Raw genomic sequence first — 17,467 nt, 5'->3', positions numbered from 1 at the left:
AGCGGACTTTTAATCCGCGTGTCCTGGGTTCGATTCCCAGACGGCCCACCAAATTTCAACAGTTTGCGAGATCTCGGCATCACGGCGGCGACGCCGGTGTCACTGCGATTTCACGACGCAATCTCGATCGGTTGAAGCACTGACGTGGCGCCATTGGGCCGTACCACGTGACGCTTCAAGCCCGTTACCCAAGTGGGCGGACTTGACGAAGAGTTGATTCATCAGCAAGCGGACGATCGGCTTCATCACGCCCGCCGATCCTGGGGTGGCCGCATCGGGGCTCGCGCCATAGACCGGTTTCGGCCGCGCAGGGGTCTATGCCTGGCGAGCCACGCCCCGCGCACGGGGCCGCCCATCTTCGGCTATCGTCCGGTCCGTGGCACGGTCGCCACGGCCAGGAGGGGAGCACACATGGCGCGGTTCGATGGCAAGGCGGTGCTGGTCACCGGCGGCGGGTCCGGGATTGGCGCGGCGACGGCGCGCGGCTTCGCGGCGCAGGGCGCGGCGGTGATGATCGGCGACATCGACGCCGCGCGCGGCGAGGCGGTGGCGGCGGACATTCGCGCGGCGGGCGGCAAGGCGGCGTTCACGGCGGTCGATACGACCCAAAAGGCCAGCGTCGAGGCGCTGGTGGCGGCGGCGCTCGCGGCGCACGGCCGGCTGGACGTGCTGTTCGCCAACGCCGGCGTGTTCGACGGCTTCGCGCCATTCACGGACATCAACGAGGCGCTGTTCGACCGCGTGATGGCGGTCAACGTGAAGGGCTATTTCTTCGCCTGTCAGGCGGCGTTTCCCGAGCTCAAGAAGAGCGGCGGCAACATCGTGATGACGGCCTCCGTGGCGAGCCTCGGCGCCAACGGCGGCGGCGCGGCGTACACGGCATCCAAGTACGCGACGGCCGGCCTGATCAACCAGATCGCCGTCGAGGCCGCCCCGCAGGGCGTGCGCGTCAACGGCGTGGCGCCGGGCGGCGTGCGCACCGGCATGACGCAGCACCTGATCGACGACCCGGCGGTGGCCGGCTTCATCAGCCAGTCGACGCCGCTGGCGCGCTGGGCGGAGCCGGAAGAGATCGCCGACGCGGTGCTGTTCCTGGCCTGCGACGAGGCGCGCTATATCACCGGCACGGTGCTGCGCGTGGACGGCGGCATGCGCTCGAAGTAAGACCGGGGTGAGTCGCGGGCGGGCGGCGCGGCCCGTCCGCCTTCTTGACGTCTATCAAGGCCGCGGGGCGCCCTCCTTTTCTAATGCTTGCTAGGCAATCGACCGTTCGGTTGCAACAGGCAGCGGGCCGAGGATGGCCCGGACAAGGAGGAGCCCTCATGAATGCCCCGCAGTCGCCGGTCCGCTTTCCGTTCAGCCCACGCCACGCCATGAAGTTCGGCACGCCGGTGCCGGACATGGGCACGGGGCCGATCCCGTCCGAATCCGTGACCTCGGCCGAGTACTTCGAGCGCGAACGCGAGCAGATCTTCAAGCAGGCCTGGCTGCAGGTCGGCCGCGTGGAGGAAATCCCGAACGCGGGCGACTACTTCACGCGCGAGCTGCACGTGTTCAAGAGCAACATCGTGGTGGTGCGCGGCAAGGACGGCGCCATCCGCGCCTTCCACAACATGTGCACCCACCGCGGCATGGCGCTGGCGACGGAAGCCTGCGGCCAGACGCGCGGCTTCACCTGCGAGTTCCACGGCTGGGGCTTTGGGCTCGACGGCAGCCTGCAGGCGGTGCCGGCGATCGAGTCGTTCGGCGATGGGTTCGACAAGGGCAAGCTGGGCCTCAAGGCGCTGGCCTGCGACACCTGGAACGGCTTCATCTTCGTGCACTGGAACCCGCAGCCCACGCAGTCGCTGGCCGAGTTCATGGGCCAGCTCGCGAAGGACATGGACGGCTTTCCGTTCGACCAGTGCCAGCACATCGCGCACTACACGGCGCGGGTGAACGCCAACTGGAAGCTGTGCATCGACGCCTTTCAGGAGGCCTACCACGCGACCTACCTGCACCGGAACGCGATTCCGGGCGCGGGCGACATCGAGCTTGCACTGCCGACCTCGGTGCGCTTCTACGGCCCGCACCGGTCGGTGTCGGCGTGGCTGAAGACCGACATTCAGCCGACACCGGCCGAGGCCATCGCCTACAAGTACGGCCACTTCGGCTTCGTGAAGGCCGACGAGGGCGACAGCCGGGGTCTGAACCCATCGGGTGACGAGTCGTGGTGGTTCGACATCAACGTGTTCTTCCCGAACTTCTTCTGCGATCTCGGCCGCGGCTGGTACTTCACGTACAACTTCTGGCCGGTGTCCGAGAACGACACCATCTGGAACATGAACATCTACCAGATGCAGGCCGCCGACGCGGGCGACCGGCTGGCGCAGGAGTTCACGCGCATCGTGCTGCGCGACACCGTCTACGAGGACATGAGCACCATGGAGTTCTCGCAGAAGGCGTTCGACTCCGGCGTGATCACCGAGCAGACCATCGGCGACACCGAGATCGCCATGCGCCATCAGTACTGGGTGGCCGACGAGTGGGTGGCGGGCCGCAGGCCCTGATTTGTCGAACTGCCGAAAAATTCCGTCCCTGGAATTTTTCGGCTCGCTGCGTCGCGGTACAGGCCCGCGACGCGCTCCGCGAAACCCGGGTTTCGCGCCGGGGCATCCTGCCCCGGAGGGTCAGCGCTCGATGCGGGCGTTGACCTGGCCCAACCAGGAGTACCGACCATGAGCAACCGCCTTCCCGCCGCCTTCGCCGACCTCGAACCGCTGTGCGAGTACTGGCTGCACGACACCGAGGCGGCGCGCAACCGCGCCCGCATCAGCACCGACATGGCGCGCATCCGCGCCTTCTACGACGCGGTGATGCCGCGCTTCGACGCCATGATCCAGCACCTGAACCAGTTTCCGCTGGGCGCGCTGCCGGCGGCGGAAGAGAACCTGCTGAACCTCGCGTTCGCCTTCGTGGAAGCCTCGGCGCCGGTGGAGCGCTTCAACTCGCCCATCGTCACCAAGACCTTCCCGCCCGACCGCTTCATCATCCACGAGGATCTCGGCCGCAGCGGCGGCTGGTGAGCGTCGGCACTGCGGGGGACACCCTTGTGGGAGCGGCGCCCTCGCCGCGAATGATTGGCTGACGGCGTACGCATTCGGCCCGGGTGCGGGCGTCCCACAGCCCGACTTCAAGCGGTAATGGCGGCCGCCGGGGCAGTGCTCAATACCGGGATTTGATCGGCTTGACCGGCCCGCGAAAACGCTCTTTGGCCGGTTTTTCCTTCAGTGGCGGCAGGTCGAGCGGCTCGTCCGGCAGCCGGTAGTCGGGCAGGGCATCCAGCAGGTGGCGGATCAGCGTCAGCCGGCCGCGGCGCTGGTCGTTGAAATCCACCACCACCCACGGCGCCCACGGCCGGTGGGTGGCCTCGAACATCACGTCCCGGGCGCGGCCATAGTCGCGGTACTTGTCGCGCGCCACCAGATCGATGGGCGACAGCTTCCAGCGCTTGAGCGGGTCGCTGGCGCGCTCGGCGAAGCGCGCTTCCTGCTCTTCCTGATCCACGGCCAGCCAGTACTTGAACAGCAGGATGCCGCTGTCGACCAGCGAGTGTTCGAAGTGCGGTGTTTCCTCAAGGAAACGCGCGTACTCATCCTGTGAGCAGTAGCCCATGACGTGCTCGACGCCGGCGCGGTTGTACCAACTGCGGTCGAACAGCACCAGTTCCGCGGCCGCCGGCAGGTGCGTGCTGTAGCGCTGGAAGTACCACTGCGTGCGCTCGCGCTCGTCCGGCTTTGGCAGCGCCACCACGCGCACCTGGCGCGGGTTGAGCTTGCCGGTGATGGCGGCGATGGTGCCGCCCTTGCCGGCGGTGTCGCGACCCTCCAGCAGAACGACCACGCGCTTGCCGGTGGCGGCCAGCCAGCGCGCCACGTTGTTCAGCTCCAGCAGCATGGGGTCGAGATGGCGCTCGTAGTCCTTGGACTTCATGCCGCCGCTCCGTTCATGGCGAGTCTGTCACCGCCGCGCGCGGCGCTCGGGAATCGTGCCGCACCAGCGGCGTGGTCGCATCGATCACCGCACCACCGAGACAGACCGTGTCCCGATAGAACACGACTGATTGCCCCGGCGTGACGGCGCGCTGCGGGCGGGCGAAGCGCACGGTGCAGCGGCCGTCGTCGGCCACCGCCACCTCGCACGGTTCGGCGCGCTGGCGGTAGCGCGTCTTGGCGGTGCAGGTGAACATGGCGGCCGGCGGCCGGCCGGCAATCCAGGTGGCGGGCTCGGACTTAAGCCCTGTGCTCAGCAGCAGCGGGTGCTCGTGCCCCTGCACCACGACCAGCACGTTGCGCGCCGCGTCCTTGCCGGCCACGTACCAGGCATCGCCGCTCGCGCCGTGGCCGCCGCCGATGCCGAGGCCCTGGCGCTGACCCAGCGTGTAGTAGGGGAGGCCCACGTGGCGGCCGATCACGCGGCCCGAGTCGTCCAGCATGTCGCCCGGGTCGGCGACGAGGTAGCGGCCGAGGAATTCCCGGAACGGCCGCTCGCCGATGAAGCAGATGCCGGTCGAGTCCTTTTTCTGCGCCACCGGCAGGCCCGCATCCAGCGCCAGCGCGCGCACCTGCCGCTTGGTGAGGTCGGCCAGCGGAAAGCCGGCCGGCGCGAGCTGCGCCTGCGTCAGCGCGTGCAGGAAATAGGTTTGGTCCTTGTCCTGATCGGCCGGGCACAGCAACTCGACGGAGCCGCCCGTGCGGCGCAGCGCGGCATAGTGACCGGTGGCGATGGCCTGCGCGCCCTGCGCCAGCGCGTGCTCGCGGAACACGCCGAACTTGATCTGCCGGTTGCACAGCACGTCCGGGTTCGGCGTGCGCCCGCGCCGGTATTCGGCGAGAAAGTGCGCGAACACCTGCTCGCGGTACTCGGTGGCGAAGTTGATCACCTGCACCGGGATGTCGAGGCACGCCGCGATGGCCTGCACGTCGGCGATGTCGTCCGCCGCCGGGCAGTCGCCGAAGGCGTCGTCGTCCTCCCAGTTCTTCATGAAAAGACCGAGCACGTCGTAGCCCGCGCGCTTCAAGCGCAGCGCCGTCACGGCCGAATCGACGCCGCCCGACAGGCCCACCACCACCCGCGCCGGCGGCGGCACGGGCAGGCCGAACGGCGCGTCCATCAGGCGTGGGCCAGCAGCGCGAGCGGGTGGCGGGCGCCGGCGAGGTAGTCGTCCACACAGCGCAGCACAAGTTCGGTGCGGTGGCGCGCGGCGTCCGCCAGCAGTTCCTCGCGCGTCAGCCAAAGAGCGCGCTCGATGCCCTCGTCGAGCGGCCGGGCGGGGTCGTGCGCCAGCGCGCGGGCGCTGAAGCACACCCGCAGCGTGGTGATGCCGGTCGTGGGTTCGATGCGCCGGTACAGGCCGACCACGGCGTCCGGCTCCACCTGCCAGCCGGTTTCCTCCAGCGTCTCGCGCCGGCAGGCGTCGAGCAGGCTCTCGCCGTGTTCGAGGTGGCCGGCGGGCTGATTCAGCACCAGCCGGCCGTCGGCCGTTTCCTCGACCAGCAGGAATCGGCCGTCGCGTTCGACGACGGCGGCAACGGTGACGCGGGGTGTCCAGACCATGGGCGAAATTCTAGCAATGGGTGTTTCGTGGCCCGGCGATGAGTCGCTGCACGGCGGCGGCGAGCGCGGCATCGGTGGCGGACTCTGCGCTGGCGATCGGGCCGCGGTGACCGCGCGTGCGGGCGTGTTCGGCAAGCGCCGGGGCCAGCACGGCGAGCGGCAGATCGGCGAGCTTCGAAAGATGCGGGCCAGCCAGTTCGAGCAGCGACTCGTAGCCGGCGCGGCTGGTGGCGGTGAGCACCGCGATGGCGCCGGCCGCAAGCCATGCGACAAGGCGCGGCGCCTGATCGACTGCCGTGCGGCGGCGGTAGCAGACCACCTCATGCACCTGCGCGCCGCGGGCGGCGAGCGTCTGCGCCAGCAGGCGGCGGCCTTCCTCGCCGCGGAAGATCACCACGCTCCGGTCGGCGACGGCATCGAGTTCCGGCAGCGCGAGCAGGCCCTCGCTGTCGAAGCGCGTGTCGGGCACGAGCACGTCGCCGAAACCGGCCGCGCGCAGCGCCGCCGCGCTCGCCGCGCCGACGGCCGCCACCCGGCACTGCGCCGGCAGGCCGCCCGCGGCGGCGATCACCGGCAGCGCGTGGCGCACGGCATTCGCGCTGATGAAAATCGCCAGATCGCACGGCAGCGCGGCGCGCAGCGTGGCGGTGGGTTCGGCAATGGCCAGCGGCTCGATGGCGAGCGTCGGCAGCAGCAGCGGCGTGCAGCCTGCTTCTTCCAGCAGCCGGCATAGCTGCGTGGACTGATCGGCCGGGCGGGTGACCAGCACCCCCGGCCGCGCCCCGTCAGCCATGGCCGGCCAGCAGTTCCGCGGCGCCTTGCGCGATCAAGTGCTCGGCGAGGGCAAGACCGAGCGCCTCCGGCGCGTCGGCCGGGCCGGTTTGCGTCTGCCGCAGCACGCGCCGCCCGTCCGGGCTGCCGACGAGACCCGTCAGGTGCAACTGCGCGCCGTCCAGCACCGCGTGGGCCGCGAGCGGCGTGTGGCAGCCGCCGCCAAGGCGCGCCGCGAACGCGCGCTCGGCGCGCACGCGCAGTGCCGTGTCCGGCTCGTGCAGCGGCGCCAGCAGCGCCATCACGGCGTCGTCCCCAGCGCGGCATTCGAGCCCCAGCACGCCCTGCGTCACCGCCGGCAGCATCACATCGACCGGCAGCCGCGCCGCGATGCGGTCGGCGAGGTCGAGCCGGTCGAGCCCGGCGGCCGCCAGCAGCAGCGCGTCGCAGTCGCCGCGGTCGAGCTTGGCCAGCCGTGTCTGCACGTTGCCGCGCGTCAGCACCAGGTGCAGGTCCGGCCGGCGCGCCAGCACCTGGCAGCCGCGGCGCAGGCTGGCAGTGCCGACGCGCGCACCTTGGGGCAGCGCGTCGAGGCTGTTTGCCGTGGCCGACACCAGCGCGTCGCGCGGGTCGGCCGCGGCGCAGAACACCGGCAGCGCGAACCCTGGCGGCAGCTCGGTAGGCACGTCCTTCATCGAATGCACGGCCAGATCCGCGCGGCCCTCGGCCAGGCCCTGTTCGAGTTCCTTGATGAACAGGCCCTTGCCGCCGGCGGTGTTGAGCGCGCGGTCCAGGATGCGGTCGCCCTCGGTGACCATCTTCACCAGCTCCACGCGCAGGCCCGGATGCGCGGTGGTCAGCAGGCCTGCCACGTGCTCGGCCTGCCACAGGGCAAGCGGACTCTGACGGGTGGCGATGCGCAACAGGTTCATCGGCGGCGTGGGTGGCGGGCGGGGCGGGCAGTCTAGCAAGCGGGCTGCGCGCGGCTTTTGCGGCCGCGTCTATCGATAGGCGCTCGGCAACCCCGCACAATGGCGCGTCCTTCCGCTTGGGTACTCCGCATGTCCTGGCTTACCGATCAGCTCGCCTGCCTCCCATCGTGGCTGTTGCCGCAGCACACCGCCTCGCGCGTCGTGTACCACCTTGCCCGCTCGCGCCGGCCGTGGCTCAAGCAGGCGCTGATCGACGGGCTGATTCGCGCCTATCGCATTGATCTTTCGGACGCCGCCGAGCCGGACCCGCGCGCGTATCCCGACTTTGTGAGCTTTTTCACCCGCGCGTTGCGCGACGGTGCGCGGCCGACCGAGGGCGACGAGCACGCGCTCGTGAGCCCCGCCGACGGCACGCTGAGTGCGTTCGGCGCCATCGCCGGCGACACGCTGGTGCAGGCCAAGGGCCGCACCTTCACCACGGCTGAACTGCTGGGCGGGGACTTTGCGCTGGCGGACGAATTCACCGACGGCGCCTTCGCTACCGTGTACCTCGCGCCGCGCGACTACCACCGCGTGCACATGCCACTCGCCGGCACGCTGCGCAGCATGACGCACGTGCCGGGCCGGTTGTTTTCCGTGCAGGGCGCGACCGCGCGCGGCATCGATCGCCTCTTCGCCCGAAACGAGCGCCTGGTATGCGTGTTCGATACCGCCCACGGCCCGCTTGCGGTGGTGCTGGTGGGCGCGCTGCTGGTGTCCAGCATCAGCACCGTGTGGGCGGGCGAGATCAACCCGCATGGGCAGCGCGCCGGCCTGTGGCGCAAGACGTATCCGGCCAGCGGCGAGGGCAGCGTGCAGCTGGCCCGCGGCGCCGAACTTGGGCACTTCGCGATGGGCTCGACGGTGATCCTGCTTCTGCCACCCGGCGGATTTGCCTGGGATGGCAACCGCCACGAGGGCGGAGTGCTGCGCTGCGGGCAGGCGCTGGGGGCGTGGCCGCCGCTTACGGAATGATCCAGTTCTGGAGTCGTTCACCGCCGCAGAGGTAACGCAGCCACTGCTTGCCTTCGCACGCCAGGCCCCAAACCTTGGGCTATGCTCGTTCGCGTGAGGTCGCGCGTGGCGTGACCCACTGCTCTGCGCTTGCGGGCAAACAATCGATCCGCCCCGCCACGCGCGGCGCGGACACCGGAGGAGAACCATGTCGAAGCCCATCTGGTACACCCGCTGTACGGTGGCGACGGCGTCCGGCATTGCCCACCAGCGGGGCATGTTCGGGGCGGTGTTTGCCGATTCGCCCTACGAGGCGCGCTGTCTTGGCGAGCTGGGGCGCGCGCAGGCGGCCACGCACTCCACGCACGCGCTCGCCGATTCCATCCGCGAAGGTGGCGCCATACCGCCGCTGTGGGCGCGCCAGAACGGCGCCGACACGGTGCTGGTGGCGCTGACCTGGGTGCCGGAGTGCCTGTCGTTCTACGTGCGGGCGGACGATGCGGCGCGCAGCTTTGCCGATCTGCGCGGCCGGCGCCTGGGCATTCCGGTGCGGCCGGGGCTCGAGATCGACTTCATGCGCGTGAACGCGCACAAGGCGTTCAGCCACGCGCTGGAGGCGCACGGCATGAGCGCGGGCGACGTCGAGCTCACGCTGGTCGACATCCACGACGACCCACTCGGCATTGCCAACCAGGATCTGGGCAAGGGCGACGCGCGCGTGGTGCCGGCCATCTACGCGCCGGAGGTGGAGGCGCTGCTGGCCGGCAAGGCCGATGCGGTGTTCGCCAAGAACGCCGAGACCAAGTACCTCGAGCGCTGCTACGCCGGCCGCATCCGCAAGGTGTACGACCTGCTGGTCACCGACCGCGAGGAATGGAAGCTCAACGCCAACCCGCGCGTCATTTCGGTGAGCGGCAACACGGCGCGCGAGAACCCGGACGCCATCGTGCGCTACCTGCAGGTGCTGATCCGCGCCGCCGACTGGGCCGCCAGGCACCCGGCGCAGGTGCCGGACGTGATGGCGGCCGAGCTCGGCGTGGCCCCGCAGGACATCGTGACGTCCTACGAGCCGGGCTTCGAGCAGCGGCTGTGGCCGTCGCTGAGCGCCTCCATCCAGGACCTGCTGCGCTTGCAGATGCGCTTCATGGTCCAGCACGGGTATCTGTCGCCGGACGTGCGGCTCGAAGGCTGGGTCGACGACCGCTTTCTGAAGGAAGCCTACCGGCGCGAGAACCTGGCCTGGGCCGCCTGACGGATGCCTTTCACCGGAGCGCTCACATGATCGAACTCGAATCCATCAACCACACGTCGGTCGCCGTCAATGACATGGCGCGGGCCAAGAAGTTCTACACCGAGATGCTCGGTTTCAAGGAAATCGTCGACACCCGCACGGCGAGCTTTCCGCCGGGCTTCAAGCTGCCGCCGGACCCGCTGTTCATCCACTTCGGCAACGCGCGCACCAAGCACCCGTGCCGGCTGGAGTGCGGCGGCATCGAGGTGACGCTGTTCGAGCGCCCCGAGCCGCGCGACCCGCAGACCGTGGCCCGCGAGCGGGGTGTGTTTCATTACTCGTTTCGTCTCGCCTACGACAAGGTGAAGGCGCTGTGCGACGACACCGCCGCGCTGCGCCGGGCCGGCTACAACGTGCCATTCGAGCCCGAGCCGCTCGTGCTGCCGGACGGCACCACGTACTTGCGCCTGTACCTGATGGACCCGGACGGCAACCTGATGGAGATCGTCGGTTGGCCGCCGCGCAAGGCGCGGGGCGTGGCGGCGACCGGGCATCCGGGGGCGTCTACCTGACCCACGGCTGAGTAACGCGACGACTGCGGCGGGCCGCTCCCGGCAACGCCGCGGCCGCACGAGGAGGGCGGAATGCGCGAGATGCTGTTCCAGGGCGCGCTGGTGTTCATCATGTTCGGCCTCGGCATGGAGCTGACGGCGGCCGACTTCACGCGCCTCGCGCGGATGCCGAAACCGGTGCTGGTCGGCCTGCTCGGGCACATGTTCATCCTGCCGCTGGTGGCGCTGGCGATGATCGGCCTGTTTCCGATGCCGGCGGCGTTCGCGCTGGGGTTGATCGTGGTCGCCGCCTGTCCGGGTGGGGCCGTGTCGAACCTGTGGACGCACCAGGCGCGCGGTGACGTGGCGCTCGCCGTGACGCTGACGGCGCTGTCCGCCGCCGTGGCCGTGGTGTGGGTGCCGGTGCTGCTGAACTTGTCGGTGGAGCACCTGATCGGGCAGAGCGCCGACATCCGCCTGCCGCTCGGGCCGACCATGGTGCACATCGCCATCCTGACCGTGCTGCCGGTGTCGGCCGGGATGCTGGTGCGGCGCCTCGCGCCCACGTTCGCCGGCCGCATGGACCGGCCGATGCGGCTGCTCTCACTGCTGTTTCTGGTGCTGATCGTGGTGGCGATTCTGGTGCGCGGGCGCGGCGAGTTCGTGCACCTGATGGCCACCGCCGGGCCGGCGGTGCTGCTCTACAACTTTCTGGTAATGGCCGCCGGGCTGGTGCTGGCGCGGCTTGCCCGGCTCACGCCGCGGCAGGTCATCACCATCCCCATCGAGGTCGGCATCCAGAACGTGATCATGGCCGCCACGCTGGCCACCGCGCCGCAGTTCCTGAACCGGCCGGATGCGGGCCTCGTGCCGAGCATCTACGGTTTCACCATGACCTTGATGGCCATCGTTTGGCTGCTGACGATTCGCCTGGCGCCAGGCATCCTGGGCCGCGAGCCGGCTCCCGCGGCGCAGGCGGTGCAAGCCCGCGCCTGACGCGCTGCAGGGCGTTTTTAGGCCGCACCGGTCGCGGCGACTAGAATGCGCGCTTTGGGGCCGGTGACCGACGCTGGCCTGCCATCCGCAAGGTGCTGCCATGTCGAGCCAAATGCCCGAGTTCAAGCTGGAAACGAACGACCTCTACACCGAGGAGACCTTCACCGACCGCCGCATCGGCAGCATCCGCCGCCTGCAGCCGGTGACCGCGGACGGCGCCCCGGACGCCGCCCGGCCGGTGCTGTTCGTCGGCCAGACGCAGATCATCACGCCCATGGGCGCGCTGCCGCTCACGTTCGAGATCGAGGCCGCCACGCTGCGGGACGCACTCGACAAGTTTCCTGCGGCCGCCCAGCAGGCGCTGGAAGAAACCGCCCGGGAGCTTCAGGAAATGCGCCGCGAGCAGGCCTCGTCCATCGTGGTGCCGGAGGCCGGCGGCATGGGCGGTCTCGGTGGCGGCCGGCCGGGCGGCGGGCGCATCCAGTTGCGTTGATTTCGGTGCTGGCTGTGGCCGGCCAGGCGCGCTGTCCAAGCCTGTGAAAAAGATTTAAAGTTGCCCGCCCATGCTGCGCGGGCGGGCGGCTTGATCGCCGCTGATCGTGCAGCTTGTCGTTTCAAGCCCTGTCTCAGGAGGACTCCCCCATGGCCCTGACTGGAATTCTTCGCCCCGGTCACGTGCAGCTGCGCGTGATGGAACTCGGGCCCGCGCTGCACCACTACAAGGAAATGATCGGTCTGATCGAGACCGGCCGCGACGCGGAAGGCCGGGTGTACCTGAAGGCCTGGGACGAGCACGACCTGTTCAGCATCGTGCTGCGCGAGTCGGACCGCCCCGGCATGGACTTCTACGGCTTCAAGGTGCGCGACAAGGCGACGCTGGAGCATTACGCCAAGCGCCTCACTGACTATGGCGTGAGCATCGAGCGCATCCCGGCCGGCGAACTCAAGGGCACCGGCGAGCGCGTGCGCTTCGAGACGCCATCGGGGCACCTGATCGAGCTGTACGCGGAAAAGCAGCGCGTCGGCAACGGCCTGCCGGACGTGAACCCGGACGTGTGGCCGGATGGCCTGAAGGGCATGCACCCGACGCGCTTCGACCACTGCCTGCTGAACGGCGACGGCATCCCCGAGACCGCCAAGCTGTTTCAGGAAGTGCTCGACTTTGACTTGAGCGAGCGCATCCTGGCGCCGGACGGCAGCATGGTCGGCGCCTTTCTGTCCTGCTCGGACAAGGCGCACGACGTTGCCTTCATTCATGAAGACTCGAAGGGCCGCCTGCACCACGTGAGCTTTTATCTGGAGTCCTGGGACGAGATCCGCCACGCCGCGGACATCATGTCCAAGAACTACATCCCGGTGGAGTACGGCCCCGGCCGGCATGGCCTGACGCGCGGCCTGACCATCTACTTCTTCGACCCGTCGGGCAACCGCAACGAGACCTTCCACGGCGGCTACATCCGCTACCCGGACCACCCGGTCATCACCTGGACGCACGAGGAGACGCCCAAGGGCATCTTCTATTACGGCCACAAGATGGTCGAAAGCTTCGTCACCGCCAACACCTGAGGCGACCATGACCAAGACCGTCCAGCAGACCACCCTGCACTGGGAGGCGGCGCTCGCCGCCGTGCGCGGCGCACTCGCCAAGGGCCAGGAACTCGGCATCCGCGTCGCGGTGGCGGTGATCGACCGCGGCGGCAACCAGCTCGCCTTTGCGCGCGACCCGGGCGCGCCGTTTCACTCCACCGGCATCGCGCAGGACAAGGCCACCACCTCGGCCGGCTTCGGCCTGCCCACCAAGCAGTGGTGGCCGGTGCTGGAGGGCATGAACTCACCCGGTCTGCTGGCCGGCATCGCATCGGTGCCGCGCATGGTGGTGTTCGGCGGCGGCGTGCCGGTGTACGTGAACGGCGAGTGCATCGCCGGTGTTGGCGTGTCCGGCGGCAGCGAGGAAGAGGACGAAATCTGCGCCCGCGCCGGCATCGCGGCGGCGGGTCTGTCTGCCGAACCCGGCAACAGCTGACGCGCGCTTTCACGATGTGAACGCTGGCGGCCAGCGTGTCGGCCGTCAGCGCTGTTTTCCGATCAGGACCGCCGCCCGGGCGGTCGCCCAACCCGGCCTTCCCCGCAGCCGGCCTGCCCCGACACTTCCTGCAAGCGTTCGACCATGAAAGAAATCAAGCACTTCATCAACGGCGAATTCGTGGCCTCCGCCAGCGGCCGCACCTTCGACGACATCAACCCCGCCACCGGCAAGGTCATCGCCAAGGTGCACGAGGGCGGCAAGGCCGAGGTCGACCTCGCCGTCGCCGCCGCGCGCGCGGCGCTCAAGGGCCCGTGGGGCACCATGCCGATGGCCGAGCGCATGGATCTGCTGATGAAGCTGGCCGCAGGCATCCAGGCGCGCGCGGAAGAATTCGCGCAGGCCGAGGTGGCCGACAACGGCATGGGCATTTCACTCGCCCGCCACGTCAACATCCCGCGCGGCAGCGCCAACTTCGTGCAGTTCGCCGAGCACTTCAAGTACGTGGCGACCGAGTGCTGGGAGATGGAAGGCGCGCTCAACTACGCGCTGCGCCGGCCGCTGGGCGTGGTCGGCATCATCTCGCCGTGGAACTTCCCGCTCCTGCTGACCACCTGGAAAGTCGCCCCGGCGCTGGCCTGCGGCAACACGGTCATCATCAAGCCGTCCGAGGAAACGCCGGCCACCACCGCGCTGCTGGCGGACGTGGCCAAGGACATCCTGCCGCCGGGCGTGCTGAACGTGGTGCACGGCTTTGGCGCCGATTCGGCAGGCGCGGCGCTCACCGAGCACCCGGACGTGGACGGTGTGACCTTCACCGGCGAGACCACGACGGGCCAGATCATCATGCGCGCGGCGGCGGCCAACCTGAAGAAGCTGTCGTTCGAGCTCGGCGGCAAGAACCCGAACATCATCTTTGCGGACGCGGATCTGGACGCCTGCGTCGAGACGACGATGCGCTCGTCCTTCGCCAACCAGGGCGAGGTGTGCCTGTGCGGCTCGCGCATCTACGTGGAGCGCCCGCTGTACCAGGCGTTCCTGGACAAGCTGGTGGAGCGCATCCGCACCACGGTGAAGATCGGCGACCCGACCGACCCCGCCACCACGCTCGGCGCGCTGATCTCGAAGGAGCACCTGGCGCGCGTGCAGACCTTCCTCGATTCCGCGCTGGAGGATGGCGCCACGTTCCTGACCGGCGGCAAGCGGCCGGAAGGCCTGCCGGAGCACTTGAAGGACGGCGCCTTCCTGGAGCCGACCGTGATCGTCGGCCTTGGCCGCGACTGCAAGGCGCAGCGGCAGGAAATCTTCGGCCCGGTGGTGTCGGTGACGCCGTTCGACAGCGAGGACGAGGTGGTCGAGCTCGCCAACGACACCAAGTACGGCCTGTCCGCCACCGTGTGGAGCACCAACCTCGCCCGTGCGCACCGCGTGGCGGGGCGGCTGGAAGCCGGCATCGTGTGGGTGAACACCTGGTTCCTGCGGGATCTGCGCTCGGCCTTCGGCGGCATGAAGTTCTCCGGCATCGGCCGCGAGGGCGGCGTGCACTCGCTGGAGTTCTACTCGGAACTCAAGAACATCTGCATCAAGCTGTAAGGAACGAGCACATGGACAAGGCCAAGATCGACGGCTACAGCGAGGAGCTTTACCAGGCGCTGCGCGGCGCCAAGGTGGTGGACCCGCTGCTGGCGCGCGAGCCCGACATCAGCATCGAGGACGCGTACCAGATTCAGCTCGGCCTGATTCGCCGGCGCATGGAGCGCGACGGCGAGACCATCATCGGCAAGAAGATCGGCGCCACCAGCAAGGCGGTGCAGACCATGCTCAAGGTGGACCAGCCGGACTTCGGGCACCTGATGTCCAGCATGGCCTACAACGACGGCGACGTGGTGCCGATCGAGGGCAACCTCATCCAGCCGCGCATGGAGGGCGAGATCGCGTTCATCCTGAAGCGCGACCTGCTCGGCCCCGGCATCACCAACGCCGCCGTGCTGGCCGCCACCGAGTGCGTGATGCCGTGCTTCGAGATCTGCGACTCGCGCATCCGCGACTGGAAGATCGGCATCCAGGACACCGTGGCCGACAACGCCTCCGCGGGCCTGTTCCTGCTGGGCGACCAGGCGGTCGACCCGCGCAAGGTGGATCTGAAGACCTGCGGCATGATCCTGGAGAAGAACGGCGAGATCGTGGGCCTCGGCGCCGGTGCCGCCACGCTGGGCCACCCGCTCAACGCCGTCGCCTGGCTCGCCAACACGCTCGGCCGGCGCGGCATTCCGCTCAAGGCCGGCGAGGTCATCCTGTCCGGTTCGCTCGCCACCATGGTCGGCGCCAAGGCCGGCGATCACATGCGCGTCACCATCGGCGGCATGGGCAGCGCGTCGGTGTGCTTCGCCTGACCTGAACCCACGTCCGGGGCCGCCACCGCAACGGGGCGGCCTGAACTCGGGGGCGCTTCCGTGCTCGCTGCCGCCGGGGCCCTACAGGCTGCCGCTGCGTTTGCCGAGTTTGCGTTGCAGGGTGCGCCGGTGCATGCGCAGCGCCCGCGCGGCGGCCGATATGTTGCCGTCGCAGTCCTTCAGCACGCGCTGGATGTGTTCCCACTCCACGCGTCGCACGGAGGGCGGCTCGGCCGGCGCGGGCGCCGGGGCCGGTGGGGCGTTATTGCCGCTGTCGAACGCGCGTACCACGGCGTCGGCATCCACCGGTTTGGCGAGGTAGTACGTGGCGCCGAGCTTGATGGCGTCGATGGCGGTCGGGATGCTGGCGTAGCCGCTCAGCATCACCACGCGCGTGTGCGGGTCGCGCTCGCGCAGCAGCGGGATGAGGTCAAGCCCGCTGCCGTCCGGCAGGCGCAGATCCAGCACGGCGTGGGTCACGGCGAGCGTGGGCAGCAGCGTGCGTGCTTCAGCCACGCTGGCGGCGAGCGTGACGCGAAAGCCGCGTCGGCCAAGCGCCGTCGCCAGTACGCGGCCGAAGGCCGGGTCGTCGTCCACCAGCAGCAGATCGGCCGGGGCGCTGTCGCAGGTGACCATGTCAGGCGGCGAGCGCGGCCAGCGGCAGGACAACCTGCGCAAGCGTGCCGCCGCCCTGACGCGAGGTGATGTCGAGCGTGCCGCCGAGCCGCTCGATTACCGCCCGCGCCAGGTACACGCCAAGACCCAGCCCGCCCGGCTTGCCGGTGACGTAAGGCTGGCCAAGACGCGGGGCGATCTCGCGCGGGATACCGGCGCCGCGGTCGGCGATGTCGAGTTGCACGCTTTGCGTGTCCCAGCGCAGCGACAAGTCCACGCTCGCACTGGCGTCGGCGGCGTTGTCGAGCAGGCTGCACAGGGCCTGGCGCAGCGTCTCGTCGGCCACCACGGCGGGCGGCTCGCCCGGCCCGGTGCAGGTCAGGTGTAGCCGCGCCTGCGGGCGGGTTTGCTGCCAGTGGGCGGCCAGCGTTTCGATCCACGTTTGCAGGCCAAGGCGCCCGCCGCCTTCCGCGCGGCCCTGGCCGGTGATGGTGAGGTTCCGCGTCAGCACGTCCCTGCAACGATCGATCTGCTCCGACAGAACCTCAAGATCGGCGCGCTGATCGGCGCCGGCCGCGGCACGCAGTTCCCCCACCAGCACCGCCATGGTCGACAGCGGCGTGCCGAGCTCGTGCGCAGTGCCGGCGGCGAGCGCACCGAGCGCGGCGAGCTGCTCGCTGCGCAGCGCCGCCTCGCGCAGTTCCGCAAGACGCGCCTCGTGAGCGCGCAACGTCGCGGCGAGGCGCGCGACAAAAGCTGCGATCACCACCGCCGCCACCACCAGGCTCAGCCACATGCCGATCAGGTGCAGGTCGAAGCTGTCCCCCAGGCGCCCGTGGTAATGCGGCAGCGGCCGAAACGCAAACATCACGAACGTGTAGCCGCCCACCACCAGCGCGGTGAGGCCGGCCGTGTGCAGCGTTGGCAGCACCGTGGCAGCGACCGCAAGCGGCAGCAGGAACAGCGACGCGAACGGGTTGGCGTAGCCGCCGTTGAAGTACAGAAACGCCGTCAGGCCACCGATGTCGACCGCCAGTTGCGCCGTCAATACCCACGCCGAGGGCTCGTCGCCGCGCCGCGCGTACCACCAGGCGAGCGCGTTCATGCCGGCGAGCGCCCCAAGAATCAGGCCGTCGATAGTCAGCGGCAGGTGCATGCCGAGCACACCGGCCGCCAGCAGCACGGCGGCCGCCTGCGTGGCCAGCGCCACGCTGCGCAGGTGCACCAGCAGCAGCGCGCTCGATGAGGAAACAGTGGCCATGACGGGCAGGCGTCGCGTGGTCGGGGCGGCGATTTTATCGGCCGCGCTGACACAAGCCCCTGCGGCGGATGGTCGCGGGCACTGTTCGGCGGGCGGACGCGCGGTG

Annotated in this window: 19 protein-coding genes; 12 read left to right on the top strand and 7 right to left on the bottom strand. The window is 69.6% G+C overall.

Features of this window, described 5'->3' with window-relative positions; genetic code table 11:
* The first annotated feature begins 411 nt into the window (after positions 1–411).
* The 3 genes from AB7F93_RS12755 to AB7F93_RS12745 all read left to right on the top strand — a co-directional run bounded on the left by AB7F93_RS12755 (position 412) and on the right by AB7F93_RS12745 (position 3,065).
* Positions 412–1,164: an SDR family NAD(P)-dependent oxidoreductase gene (locus tag AB7F93_RS12755; RefSeq protein WP_428303294.1), complete on the top strand. Its 753-nt coding sequence runs from the start codon at positions 412–414 to the stop codon at positions 1,162–1,164.
* 158 nt (positions 1,165–1,322) lie between these two features.
* The gene (locus tag AB7F93_RS12750; protein WP_428303293.1) at positions 1,323–2,549 is read left to right on the top strand and encodes an aromatic ring-hydroxylating oxygenase subunit alpha; all 1,227 of its coding nucleotides are present in this window, start codon (positions 1,323–1,325) and stop codon (positions 2,547–2,549) included.
* Positions 2,550–2,717: 168 nt separating this feature from the next.
* Positions 2,718–3,065 carry a hypothetical protein gene (locus AB7F93_RS12745; RefSeq protein ID WP_428303292.1) on the top strand — a complete coding sequence of 116 codons (348 nt, stop codon included), beginning with the start codon at positions 2,718–2,720 and terminating at the stop codon, positions 3,063–3,065.
* A 139-nt stretch (positions 3,066–3,204) separates the two neighbouring features.
* Here the strand turns inward: AB7F93_RS12745 and ppk2 are convergent, their stop codons facing one another.
* Genes ppk2 through hemC form a run of 5 tightly spaced genes read right to left on the bottom strand, consistent with a single transcriptional unit; the run spans position 3,205 to position 7,298 of the window.
* Positions 3,205–3,972 carry a polyphosphate kinase 2 gene (ppk2, locus tag AB7F93_RS12740; protein ID WP_428303291.1) on the bottom strand — a complete coding sequence of 256 codons (768 nt, stop codon included), beginning with the start codon at positions 3,970–3,972 and terminating at the stop codon, positions 3,205–3,207.
* Positions 3,973–3,985: 13 nt separating this feature from the next.
* Positions 3,986–5,152, bottom strand: coding sequence for a tRNA 2-thiouridine(34) synthase MnmA (gene mnmA / locus AB7F93_RS12735; protein ID WP_428303290.1), 1,167 nt, complete (start codon positions 5,150–5,152; stop codon positions 3,986–3,988).
* Entirely contained in the window at positions 5,152–5,595 is a 444-nt protein-coding gene (locus tag AB7F93_RS12730; protein ID WP_428303289.1) for an NUDIX hydrolase, read from the bottom strand. Before AB7F93_RS12730 ends, mnmA begins: the two co-directional genes overlap by 1 nt.
* A 10-nt stretch (positions 5,596–5,605) precedes the next feature.
* The gene (locus AB7F93_RS12725; protein ID WP_428303288.1) at positions 5,606–6,388 is read right to left on the bottom strand and encodes a uroporphyrinogen-III synthase; all 783 of its coding nucleotides are present in this window, start codon (positions 6,386–6,388) and stop codon (positions 5,606–5,608) included.
* The gene (gene hemC, locus AB7F93_RS12720) at positions 6,381–7,298 is read right to left on the bottom strand and encodes a hydroxymethylbilane synthase (RefSeq protein WP_428303287.1); all 918 of its coding nucleotides are present in this window, start codon (positions 7,296–7,298) and stop codon (positions 6,381–6,383) included. The genes AB7F93_RS12725 and hemC overlap by 8 nt, the downstream gene beginning before the upstream one ends.
* Positions 7,299–7,427: 129 nt before the next feature.
* On the opposite strand from hemC, the gene asd reads away from it, so the two are divergent.
* The 9 genes from asd (at position 7,428) to dmpE (ending at position 15,485) form a co-directional block, all read left to right on the top strand.
* Positions 7,428–8,312, top strand: coding sequence for an archaetidylserine decarboxylase (gene asd / locus AB7F93_RS12715; RefSeq protein WP_428303286.1), 885 nt, complete (start codon positions 7,428–7,430; stop codon positions 8,310–8,312).
* A 187-nt stretch (positions 8,313–8,499) separates the two neighbouring features.
* Complete coding sequence (locus tag AB7F93_RS12710) at positions 8,500–9,543, top strand: ABC transporter substrate-binding protein (RefSeq protein WP_428303285.1); 1,044 nt, start codon at positions 8,500–8,502, stop codon at positions 9,541–9,543.
* A gap of 26 nt (positions 9,544–9,569) precedes the next feature.
* The gene (locus AB7F93_RS12705; protein WP_428303284.1) at positions 9,570–10,094 is read left to right on the top strand and encodes a VOC family protein; all 525 of its coding nucleotides are present in this window, start codon (positions 9,570–9,572) and stop codon (positions 10,092–10,094) included.
* A gap of 72 nt (positions 10,095–10,166) precedes the next feature.
* The gene (locus AB7F93_RS12700; protein ID WP_428303283.1) at positions 10,167–11,069 is read left to right on the top strand and encodes a bile acid:sodium symporter family protein; all 903 of its coding nucleotides are present in this window, start codon (positions 10,167–10,169) and stop codon (positions 11,067–11,069) included.
* Positions 11,070–11,169: 100 nt separating this feature from the next.
* Positions 11,170–11,562, top strand: coding sequence for a hypothetical protein (locus AB7F93_RS12695; protein WP_428303282.1), 393 nt, complete (start codon positions 11,170–11,172; stop codon positions 11,560–11,562).
* 149 nt (positions 11,563–11,711) lie between these two features.
* On the top strand, positions 11,712–12,635 hold the full coding sequence (locus AB7F93_RS12690) for a catechol 2,3-dioxygenase (RefSeq protein ID WP_428303281.1): 924 nt from the start codon (positions 11,712–11,714) through the stop codon (positions 12,633–12,635).
* 7 nt (positions 12,636–12,642) lie between these two features.
* Positions 12,643–13,092: a GlcG/HbpS family heme-binding protein gene (locus AB7F93_RS12685; protein ID WP_428303280.1), complete on the top strand. Its 450-nt coding sequence runs from the start codon at positions 12,643–12,645 to the stop codon at positions 13,090–13,092.
* 144 nt (positions 13,093–13,236) lie between these two features.
* Positions 13,237–14,685, top strand: a complete 1,449-nt coding sequence (locus tag AB7F93_RS12680; RefSeq protein ID WP_428303279.1) for a 2-hydroxymuconic semialdehyde dehydrogenase — start codon at positions 13,237–13,239, stop codon at positions 14,683–14,685.
* An 11-nt stretch (positions 14,686–14,696) separates the two neighbouring features.
* Entirely contained in the window at positions 14,697–15,485 is a 789-nt protein-coding gene (dmpE, locus tag AB7F93_RS12675; protein ID WP_428303278.1) for a 2-oxopent-4-enoate hydratase, read from the top strand.
* A gap of 81 nt (positions 15,486–15,566) precedes the next feature.
* On the opposite strand, the gene AB7F93_RS12670 is transcribed toward dmpE, so the two are convergent.
* Both AB7F93_RS12670 and AB7F93_RS12665 read right to left on the bottom strand, forming a co-directional pair.
* The gene (locus AB7F93_RS12670) at positions 15,567–16,121 is read right to left on the bottom strand and encodes a response regulator transcription factor (protein WP_428303277.1); all 555 of its coding nucleotides are present in this window, start codon (positions 16,119–16,121) and stop codon (positions 15,567–15,569) included.
* Between the two features lies 1 nt (position 16,122).
* Positions 16,123–17,361 (bottom strand): ATP-binding protein, encoded by a 1,239-nt coding sequence (locus AB7F93_RS12665; RefSeq protein WP_428303276.1) that lies wholly within the window; start codon positions 17,359–17,361, stop codon positions 16,123–16,125.
* Positions 17,362–17,467: the final 106 nt, after the last annotated feature.

Origin of the sequence: Immundisolibacter sp. (assembly GCF_050250495.1) — a bacterium.
GTDB lineage: Bacteria > Pseudomonadota > Gammaproteobacteria > Immundisolibacterales > Immundisolibacteraceae > Immundisolibacter.
This window is presented reverse-complemented; position numbering and strand designations above follow the sequence as displayed.